Source organism: Lentzea sp. (assembly GCF_036380075.1).
GTDB lineage: Bacteria > Actinomycetota > Actinomycetes > Mycobacteriales > Pseudonocardiaceae > Lentzea.
The window spans coordinates 20,386-27,502 of sequence record NZ_DASVFL010000319.1 but is presented as its reverse complement, the minus strand read 5'-3'; the positions used below and the strand labels follow the sequence as shown (position 1 = coordinate 27,502).

Annotated in this window: 9 protein-coding genes; 5 read left to right on the top strand and 4 right to left on the bottom strand. The window is 67.8% G+C overall.

What is annotated here, in order from left to right; all coding sequences use genetic code 11:
* Positions 1-29 precede the first annotated feature (29 nt).
* Positions 30-1,676: an MDR family MFS transporter gene (locus tag VF330_RS33470; protein WP_330855714.1), complete on the bottom strand. Its 1,647-nt coding sequence runs from the start codon at positions 1,674-1,676 to the stop codon at positions 30-32.
* 2 nt (positions 1,677-1,678) lie between these two features.
* On the bottom strand, positions 1,679-2,206 hold the full coding sequence (locus tag VF330_RS33465; protein ID WP_330855713.1) for a MarR family winged helix-turn-helix transcriptional regulator: 528 nt from the start codon (positions 2,204-2,206) through the stop codon (positions 1,679-1,681).
* Between the two features lie 174 nt (positions 2,207-2,380).
* On the opposite strand from VF330_RS33465, the gene VF330_RS33460 reads away from it, so the two are divergent.
* The 3 genes from VF330_RS33460 (at position 2,381) to VF330_RS33450 (ending at position 4,617) form a co-directional block, all read left to right on the top strand.
* The gene (locus VF330_RS33460; protein WP_330855712.1) at positions 2,381-2,833 is read left to right on the top strand and encodes a DUF4442 domain-containing protein; all 453 of its coding nucleotides are present in this window, start codon (positions 2,381-2,383) and stop codon (positions 2,831-2,833) included.
* A gap of 118 nt (positions 2,834-2,951) precedes the next feature.
* Complete coding sequence (locus VF330_RS33455) at positions 2,952-3,644, top strand: excalibur calcium-binding domain-containing protein (protein ID WP_330855711.1); 693 nt, start codon at positions 2,952-2,954, stop codon at positions 3,642-3,644.
* 13 nt (positions 3,645-3,657) lie between these two features.
* On the top strand, positions 3,658-4,617 hold the full coding sequence (locus tag VF330_RS33450; RefSeq protein WP_330855710.1) for a TIGR03617 family F420-dependent LLM class oxidoreductase: 960 nt from the start codon (positions 3,658-3,660) through the stop codon (positions 4,615-4,617).
* Here the strand turns inward: VF330_RS33450 and VF330_RS33445 are convergent.
* Complete coding sequence (locus VF330_RS33445) at positions 4,599-4,772, bottom strand: hypothetical protein (RefSeq protein ID WP_330855709.1); 174 nt, start codon at positions 4,770-4,772, stop codon at positions 4,599-4,601. The two genes, VF330_RS33450 and VF330_RS33445, sit on opposite strands and share 19 nt — an antisense overlap.
* 144 nt (positions 4,773-4,916) lie before the next feature.
* Between VF330_RS33445 and VF330_RS33440 the strand changes: the two genes are divergently transcribed.
* Both VF330_RS33440 and VF330_RS33435 read left to right on the top strand, forming a co-directional pair.
* Positions 4,917-5,519, top strand: coding sequence for a helix-turn-helix domain-containing protein (locus VF330_RS33440; protein WP_330855708.1), 603 nt, complete (start codon positions 4,917-4,919; stop codon positions 5,517-5,519).
* Positions 5,516-6,241 (top strand): SRPBCC domain-containing protein, encoded by a 726-nt coding sequence (locus VF330_RS33435; protein ID WP_330855707.1) that lies wholly within the window; start codon positions 5,516-5,518, stop codon positions 6,239-6,241. The genes VF330_RS33440 and VF330_RS33435 overlap by 4 nt, the downstream gene beginning before the upstream one ends.
* Here VF330_RS33435 and VF330_RS33430 read toward each other — a convergent pair.
* Positions 6,217-7,035, bottom strand: a complete 819-nt coding sequence (locus tag VF330_RS33430; protein WP_330855706.1) for an endo alpha-1,4 polygalactosaminidase — start codon at positions 7,033-7,035, stop codon at positions 6,217-6,219. The two genes, VF330_RS33435 and VF330_RS33430, sit on opposite strands and share 25 nt — an antisense overlap.
* Positions 7,036-7,117 lie beyond the last annotated feature (82 nt).

Below are 7,117 nucleotides of genomic sequence, written 5' to 3'. Positions count from 1 at the left end.
GGGACGACCCTTCCGCAACTCAACCGAACTCAGTGAATGGCCACAGCCTCAGCGTCAGCCACCCGCTCAAGCCCGGACTTGGTCGAAAGCGGCTTCTCGCGCAAGAACCAAACCAGCACGAACGCGGCCACCATGACGATCCCACCGGTCATGAACACCAGGTCGATGGCCCCGGAGAACCCGTCCAGGAACGGCTTCGCCAAAACCGGGTCGAGGTTCTTCAGGAACTCGGTGTTGTTGATGTCCACACCGGATCCGCCGCCACCCTGCAGCATCTTGGCGAACTCCGGGTTGCGCCCCAGGGCGGCCCTGAAGGCATCGGTCTGCAGCGCGGTCTTGATGCCGTCGGCGATCTTGTCGCCGACCGTGCTGAACAGGATCGACAGGAACACCGCGGTGCCGACGGTGCCGCCGATCTGGCGGAAGAACGTCGCCGAGGCGGTCGCCACGCCCATGTCGCGCGGCTCGGAGTCGTTCTGGATCGCCAGCAGCAGCGTCTGCATGCACTGGCCCAGACCGGCGCCCATGATGAACATGTAGATCATCGTCTGCCAGTTCGGCGTGTCCGTGCCGATGGTGCTGAACAGGAACAACGCGATCGCCATCAGGCCGGCGCCGATGATCGGGAAGATCTTGTAGCGGCCGGTCGACGAGGTGATCTTGCCGGAGATCGCGGTGGCCGACATGATGCCGAACGTCATCGGCAGCAGCATCAGGCCCGCGGTGGTCGGCGAGACGCCCTTGACGATCTGCAGGTACAGCGGGATGGAGACCATGCCGCCGAACATGCCGATGCCGAGCACGAAGTTGATCGTGTTGCCGAGTGCGAAGGTCTGGTTGCGGAACAACCGGATCGGCAGCAGCGCCTCGTCGCCCATGCGGTTCTCGACCCACACGAACGCGACCAGGCCGACCACGCCGATGACGTACATGATGATCGAGGTCGCCGACGCCCAGCCCCACTCGCGGCCCTGTTCGGCCACGATCAGCAGCGGCACGAGGCCGACGGTCAGCGAGATGGCGCCACCGAAGTCGATGCGGTGGTTGACGCGCTGGTGCGGGATGTTGAGCACGCGGGCGACGACGAACAGCGCGAGCAGCGCGATCGGCACGTTGACGAGGAACACCCAGCGCCAGCCGGTGACACCCAGGAACGTGTTCATGCCGGCGAACACACCGCCGATGACCGGGCCGAGCACGCTGGCCGAACCGAACACGGCCATGAAGTACGCGGAGTACTTGCTGCGCTCACGCGGCGAGATGATGTCCGCCATGATCGCGAACGCGAGCGACATCAGACCGCCGGCGCCGAGGCCCTGGACCGCGCGGAACGCGGCGAGCTCGTACATCGAGGTCGCGATGCCGGAGAGCAGCGAGCCGGCGAGGAACAGCGAGATCGCCGCGAGGTACATCGGCTTGCGCCCGTAGATGTCGGACAGCTTGCCGTACAACGGGGTCGTGATGGTCGCGGTGATCAGGTAGGCGGTGGTCGCCCACGCCTGCAGCGTCTGGCCGTGCAGCTGGTCGGCGATGGTCTTCATGGCGCTGGCGACGATCATCTGGTCCAGCGCCGCGAGGAACATGCCCAGCAGCAGGCCGGACAGGATCGTCAGGATTTGGCGATGCGTCAGGGAAGCTCCTGGCGCGGGAGTCGCCGCATCGGTTGTCTGTGACATCTCTAGTTTTCCCCTCCTGCGCGGGTCCCCGTCCCGCGGTCGGTCATGTACGCCGGAACCGTGCGCTCGTAGTCCTGGACGAAGCGCTCGAACAGTTCCGTGAAGTTCTTGAAGTCCTCTGCCGGCCACTCGGCGAACATGTGCTCGATGGCCTCGTTGCGCTGCCGGCGCCGGTTCTTGATCAGCGTGGTTCCCGCCTGCGTGACCGCGAGAACGCTGGCCCGTCCGTCTGCCGGATCAGCTCGCCTCTCCACCAGTCCGTCCTTGACCAGCCCGGCTACCTGCCTGCTGACCGTGGACGGGTCGGAGAGCACCGCCTCCGCGAGCGCACTCGAGCGGCACTCTCCGAGACCGGAGAGAGTCGCGAGGAGGACGAAGGCGGACTTGTCCATGCCCTGCTTGGCCATCTGGTGCGACATCTGGGCGTGCATCTTGTTCAGGCGCACCATGGCCATGCCGACCCGATCCGCGAGCTCGTGCTCGGGATCGATGCCCATGTCCACGCCGATGCACCTGCCCGGATCGACCATCTGACACCTCGTTGCTTGTATCACCCAACTAGTTGCTAGGTACAAGCATCCATCTCGGTCCACCGGATTGCAAGTGAGTTTCAAGTCTCACTCCACTGTGGAGTGGTGTACGTACGGGCAGTATTTGTTACCGGTCGGTAGCAGACTTCATTACCCGTCGGTAGCATCCGCTTCATGAGCCAAGACGTATCGTTCGTCGCCGATGCCATGAAGCAGGCCGTGCCTTACGTGAAGAGCACGGGCATCGAGTTCGAGGAGGTCTCCGCCAGTCGTGTGGTCGCGTCGCTGCCGGACACCCCGACGCTGCACAACCACATCGGCGGACCGCACGCCGCGATGATGTTCGGCCTCGGCGAGTCCGCGTCCGGCGCCGTCGTGATGGCCGCGTTCTCCGCCCACCTGGGCAAGGCGACGCCGCTCGCGGTCCGCGCGGACATCGCCTACAAGAAGATCGCGATGGGCACCTTGCGCGCCGAGGCCGTGCTGGGGCGCTCCGCCGACGACGTCCTCGCCGAGCTGGAGGCGGGCACGCGGCCCGAGTTCCCGGTGACGATCACCATCACCAACGCCGAGGGCGTGACCACCGGCGAGATGACGGTCGTCTGGACGCTGAAGCCCGCACGCTGAACTGGGCATCTCCGTATTTCAGTTCGGACTACCGGTGAACCGATCCGAGGCGAATACGTAACCTTGGCCACACCGGCGATCTACGGCACCATTCAGGGCCATGTCGGGGTGGAGAGCTGTGGGCGGTCTCCTGCTGGTCGCGTTGACCACGGGATGCGCGACGCAGATACAGCAGTCGACTCCCGTCGCCGTCGAGAAACCGGTCGAGGACACGCCGGTGACGACGTCGGCGTCGGTCCCGCCCGCACAGCTCGACCTCACCGTGGCCTCGATCGTCGACGGCCGCGCGGTGGTGCTCTCCGACGGCACGAAAGCCGAGGTCAGCGGACTCGCCCAGCCAGGACCGTGCTGGGCGGGCGCCGCCGCCGGTTTCGCTAAGAGCATGCTCCTGGGCCAGCAGGTCCGCTTCGACCGGACGACCGGCGCGCTGAGCCTCGCCGACGGCACCGACTACGCGCTGCTCGCGCTGGGCAACGGCGCCGGGCGCACCGCGGGCGCGCCCACGCCCGTGCAGAAGGAAGCCGAAGCGGTCGCGCAACGGGTCCCGATGGGCCTGTGGGGCTCGCCGTGCGGCGGCAAGGACACCACGGAGACGCCGACCACTCCCCCGCCTCCGCCTCCCGCACCGCCGGTCACCACCACCACGAAGCCGAAGGTGACGACCACGCAGCCCAAGGCGCCGGTGTTCTTCGCGACCTGCGACGACGCCCGTCGCGCCGGTGCCGCGCCGCTCTACTGGGGCCAGCCGGGATACCGCGTCGAACTGGACGACAACCGCAACGGCATCGCGTGCGAGTCCCGCTACCGCTAATAACCTCACCGGCATGAAGCTGGACAGAGCTGCCGTCGACTACACCCCGGCCGGCGCCGGGTCCCTCGCGAAGAGCGCGGAGGACCTCGGCTACGACGGGTTCTGGCTCGCCGAGACGAAGCACGACCCGTTCCTCGCCCTGGCCGGCGCCGCCGCGGCGACCGAGCGGATCGAGCTCGGCACGGCGATCGCGGTGGCGTTCGCCCGCAACCCGATGACCGTCGCGACCACGGCGAACGACCTCCGGTTGCTGTCTGGGGGCCGGTTCAACCTGGGCCTGGGCTCGCAGGTCGAGGCGCACATCACCAAGCGCTTCGCCATGCCGTGGAGCAGGCCCGCCGCGCGGATGCGCGAGTTCGTGCTGGCGATCCGCGCGATCTGGCACGCGTGGGAGACGGGCGAGCGGCTGGCGTTCCGCGGCGAGTTCTACACGCACACGCTGATGACGCCGTTCTTCGACCCCGGCCCGAACCCGCACGGCACCGCGCCGATCTACCTGGCGGGCGTCGGCGAGCGGATGACGGAGGTGGCCGGCGAGGTCGCGGACGGCTTCCTGTGCCACAACTTCACGACCGAGCGGTACCTGCGCGAGGTGACGCTGCCGGCGCTGGAACGCGGCCGGGCGAAGGTGGGCGAGACGCTGGAGGGCTTCGAGATCAGCGGCCCGGTGTTCGCCGCGACGAACGACGAGGAGATCGCCGACGTCAAGCGGCAGATCGCGTTCTACGGGTCGACGCCCGCGTACCGGCCCGTTCTGGACCTGCACGGCTGGGGCGCGCTGCACGAGGAGCTGCACCGCATGTCGCGGCGGCAGCAGTGGGCGGAGATGAGCGAGCTGATCACTGACGAGGTGCTGCACGAGTTCTGCGTCGTCGGCACTCCGGAGACCGTCACGGCCGCGCTGCTGGACCGCTACGGCGACGTGGTCACCCGGATCTCACCGTCGGGCGAGGTTCACCGGCCGGAGAAGTGACTCAGGCCCTGTCGTGCCAGCTCGGCGTGGAAACCGTCGAGCTCGGCGCGCACGCGGGCGACGCCCCTCTTGCGTATCCACCTGCGTCTTCCGACGTTGGCGGCGGTCAGGGCGAAGGGCAGCGCCAGCAGCGTCAGGACCAGCATCGTGATCATGTTCGTCTCCCAGTGGTTGCTTATTGGCAACGACCAATCGAGACGCCGCTTACGTTACCGGCCCCGATGCCACCCGTGTGGAGCAACATCACCGACAGCAACGCAGTTCTTGACTAATTTTGTTTTCGGTGTGACGCTTGCGCCATGTTCGAAGTGGCGGTGATCGAGGACCCGTCCGCGGCCGAGGTGTCGCTGGACCCCGTGCGAGCGAGGCTGCTCGCGGAGCTGGCAGAGCCGGGATCGGCGACGATGCTCGCCGCGAAGGTCGGTCTGCCCAGGCAGAAGGTGAACTACCACCTGCGCACGCTGGAGCAGCACGGCCTGGTGGAGCTCGTCGAGGAACGGCGCAAGGGCAACGTCAACGAGCGCCTGCTCCAGGCGACGGCGGCGTCCTACGTCATCTCCCCGACCGCCCTCGCGGCCGTGCAGCCCGACCCGGCGCGGTCGCCCGACCGGTTGTCCGCGCGGTGGCTGCTCGCGGTCTCGGCCAGGCTGGTGCGCGACGTCGGCACGTTGATCACAGGCGCGACCAGGGCGAAGAAGCGACTCGCGACCTTCGCGCTGGACGGTGAGATCCGCTTCGCGACCGCCGCGGACCGGGCGGCGTTCGCCGAGGAGCTCGCCGGCTGCGTGACGCAGCTCGTCGCCAAGTACCACGACGAACAGGCAGAAGGAGGGCGGCCGCACCGAGTCGTCGTCGCCCTGCACCCGAGCGTGAACGCCGTCGCCAAGGAGGACGAGTCGTGACCCACGAGTTCGAGATCAGCAAGGAAGTCGAGGTCGAGGGCACCCCGGAAGAGGTCTGGGACGCTATCGCCACGGGACCGGGCATCGACTCGTGGTTCATGGGCCCGCACACCGTCGACGGACGCCTCGGCGGCCGCATGACGCTCGACCTGGGCTTCTTCCAGGAGGCCTCGACGATCACCGCCTGGGAGCCCGGCAAGCGCCTCGCGTACGAGAGCGACAAGGGCGAGGACGGCACGTTCCACGCGATGGAGTACCTGGTCGAGGGCCGCGAGCAGGGCACGACCGTCCTGCGGTTCGTGCACACCGGCATCCTCGCCGACGGCTGGGGCGACGAGTTCGTCGACCAGCAGTCGCACGGCTGGGACATGTACCTGTTCACGCTGGGCCAGTACGTCAAGCACTTCACCGGTCAGCGCGGCACGTACGTCTTCGCGCAGGCGCCTTCCGAACAGCCGGCGGACGCGTGGCCCCGCCTGGCCGCCGCACTCGGTGTGCCCGCGGACTTCGCGGTCGGCGACGAGGTGGCGCTGGAGCCGTTCGGGATCAATGGCGTGGTCGACTACGGCGTGCCCGGCGTGTTCCTGGGCGTGCGCGGACCCGAGGGCCTCTACCGCTTCCACGGCACGCACGCCGTCGGCCACCACGTGTTCGGCGACGCGACGGGCCTGCGGGAGAAGTGGACGGCGTTCCTGGCTCAGGCGCTGGGGCAGGCCTCGTAGACGTAGTCGGGGTGTCCGTACGACACCAGGTTCCGGTCGCGGAGGATGACGGACCTCTTGCCGCCGCGATCGGAACACGACTTCTGGAACGCCTCGTCGGTGTACTCGATCTCGAAGACCTTCTCGCTGAACGCCTCCGCGTACGGCCCGCACTCGCCGTTGGCCTGGCAGTCCTCGGCGATGGCGAAGTCGAACCCGATGTACTTCTTGCCCGAGTCGCCCAGCTCGTGACCGTTCTTCTGCGCGACGGCCAGCCCCTTCTCGTGGGCGTGCCGCACGAACGCCTTCATGAACTCCTTGGTGGCGTTGAGGTCGAACGCGCCGCCGGCCCGCGTGTGCGAGTCGAGGTTGTCCGCCTCGATCGCCTGGAAGCGCGAGATCTTGCAGCCCTCGATCCACTTCTTCTGGATGTCGAGGATCCGGCCGCGCTTGTCGGGGGTCGAGATGTCGAGGATGCCCTCGTCCCACTCGGGGTCGATCGCCGGCTCGCCGTCCGGGTCCTTCACCAGCAGGTCCAGGTGGTTCTTCTTCCACCAGCTGAGGCTGCCGTCCATCGGGTCGGGCTGCGTCTGCAGGGCGTTGAGGTAGCAGACGTTGTAGCGGTCGCCCACCGGGAACTGGCCGCGGTCCCGCACGACGACCTTGACCTTCGCCTCCGGCTGGTAGACCGCACCGACCTGGTAGTCGAACTTCGCGCCGGACGGCGGCAGTTCGACGGGAGGCGTTTCGGGTTCGCTCGCGCTGCAGGAAGCGACGAGCAGGAGCAGGGCGGCGAGGGCCGCGACTGGCTTCATGCGCCGCAGTCTGCCAGTCGGACGTGGCGAACTCGTCTGACGTTTGGAGTACTCCATCCAGTCTCCGCGAGTTGTGCCGTTG

Coding starts and splice junctions, on each gene's coding strand:
- VF330_RS33470 (WP_330855714.1), bottom strand. CDS start 1,676: ATGTCACAGACAACCGATGCGGCGACTCCCGCGCCAGGAGCTTCCCTG.
- VF330_RS33465 (WP_330855713.1), bottom strand. CDS start 2,206: ATGGTCGATCCGGGCAGGTGCATCGGCGTGGACATGGGCATCGATCCC.
- VF330_RS33460 (WP_330855712.1), top strand. CDS start 2,381: ATGAGCCAAGACGTATCGTTCGTCGCCGATGCCATGAAGCAGGCCGTG.
- VF330_RS33450 (WP_330855710.1), top strand. CDS start 3,658: ATGAAGCTGGACAGAGCTGCCGTCGACTACACCCCGGCCGGCGCCGGG.
- VF330_RS33445 (WP_330855709.1), bottom strand. CDS start 4,772: ATGATCACGATGCTGGTCCTGACGCTGCTGGCGCTGCCCTTCGCCCTG.
- VF330_RS33440 (WP_330855708.1), top strand. CDS start 4,917: ATGTTCGAAGTGGCGGTGATCGAGGACCCGTCCGCGGCCGAGGTGTCG.
- VF330_RS33430 (WP_330855706.1), bottom strand. CDS start 7,035: ATGAAGCCAGTCGCGGCCCTCGCCGCCCTGCTCCTGCTCGTCGCTTCC.